Annotated in this window: 1 protein-coding gene; it reads right to left on the reverse strand. The window is 66.3% G+C overall.

Features of this window, described 5'->3' with window-relative positions:
- Positions 1–476: 476 nt before the first annotated feature.
- Positions 477–1,720, reverse strand: a 1,244-nt coding sequence (locus tag ACWGKS_RS29875) for a DUF222 domain-containing protein (RefSeq protein ID WP_452525072.1), incomplete at its 5' end; no start/stop codon positions are given.

The raw sequence follows: 1,720 nt of genomic DNA on the forward strand, positions 1-1,720 counted from the left end.
CCACCCGGTCATCGTCCTCGACCACGAGAATACGCATGGCTAGCCATAGTAGGCAGTGTTCACGGCGGGCGGCCCCACTCCACGCCCTCACCCCCACCGAGGGATGTACGGAGCGGCCTCCCGCAGGAGGTCAGATGAGTAATTCCGGGGCGGAGGTGGGGTGGTTGGTGGTTGGTGGGGCGCCTGAGGGCTCTGTCCTTGGGGTTGTTGGGCGGGGTGGGGGTGGCGGGCAGTGGTGGTGGGAGCAGCCCCGGTGCTAATACCAGTGCCGGTGCCCGTAGTAGGGCCGATGTCGGCACGTGTACTGCCGACACCCCCAACAGGAGCCACTTTGGCCCCGGGATATGGCTCTGGGCGGGGTGCCGGGTGTGGGCATGCCGATATCCCCACAGGGCACGGGGCCCTTGGGGTCTGACACCCAGATCGGGTGGTCTCTCCGTGGTGGTGTTCCACCTGGTGGAAACGCGTGGTGGTGGTTAGAGGGCGGTGGGTGGGGCTGGCTCTCCTTCCCCATCCCTGTCCCCACCGGAACCGGCTTCCTTGCCCGCTTCTTGGCGGTTCTGGGCGTGGTGATGCTCCCAGATCTGCCGGTTCACCTTGGTCTGTAGCCGGTGCTTAAGCCGGTTATGGGTCGCGCACAGGACCTGCATGTTGTCCGAGCTCGTGGTCCCGCCGTGGGAGAAGGGCACGATGTGGTCGTACTGGGACCAGCTACGCGGCATGTCACAGCCCTGGTGCCACTCGCAGTAGGACTTCTTGAACCCTGCCGCCTGACGCACCGGGTCCGGAGCGCACCGCTTCTTCTGCCCCACGTCCAGCAGGGTTTGACCTTCCTCGTCGGTCACGAACCGGCGCAACCAACTGTTGGGGACCAGGCGGGACACCATCTGATCGGGGAGCACCACACCATCCTCCGTGACGGCGGGTTCAGCGGTGCCGTCTCCGAGGACGCGCTTGAGGGGGACGGTGATGTTGATGGTCGCCAACGGCTGCGGGCTCAGACTGGAGCAACTCCGGTGCGTCAGAGCGGTCTCGAAGATCCGCATCATCGCGTCATAGGTGCGCTGGTGCTTCGGCATGGCGGCGTTATCCGGGCCGTACGGCTCGGTGTAAGCCTCCAGAGCGGCCTGGATGAGCTCGTTATCGGCCCCGGGCCCCCACATCCGCAGTAGGAACCCGGACTCGAACGTCGGGGAGAATTGCGCGCCCCGCTTCTCGAACGTCTCGTCGTAGTCCCGGTCGGCTTTGTCGGGGTCCAACCGTGCGACGAACCATTTCGCCGCGTCCCGCAACTGACGCACCGAGGTCTGCGGGCGTTCGTGTTTGTAAGCGATCAGCCCGTATTCCAGCCGAGCCCGAAACCCCTCCGCCGAAGGACGCCCCGCACAAAATTTCTCATCCGCCGTTTCCAGGACCTTCGCCCACTCGGCGGTGGCCTTTTCAGTGGAGGTCGCGATCGCGCACGCTTCACCCAACGACAGGGCCTCGTCCTGGAAGGCCTCGTCCACCAACGGCAACTGCTGCCGGTGTAGGGCGCGGGCGAGGGTGGCCAGGCTGTTGGCCTCGGCCGGGGAGGTGCCCCACTGGTGGGTGATCCACGCTTGGACGCTGCGCTGGCCGCCCTCTTCCAACAGGGCGCCGGTGGCCTCCATGCGGGCCAGGGCGGGCAGCATCCCATAGCGGATCCGGTCTGTTTCCTGGTTGAGCCGGCCGAACTGGG

The sequence above is a fragment of the Nocardiopsis sp. NPDC055879 genome (assembly GCF_053615935.1).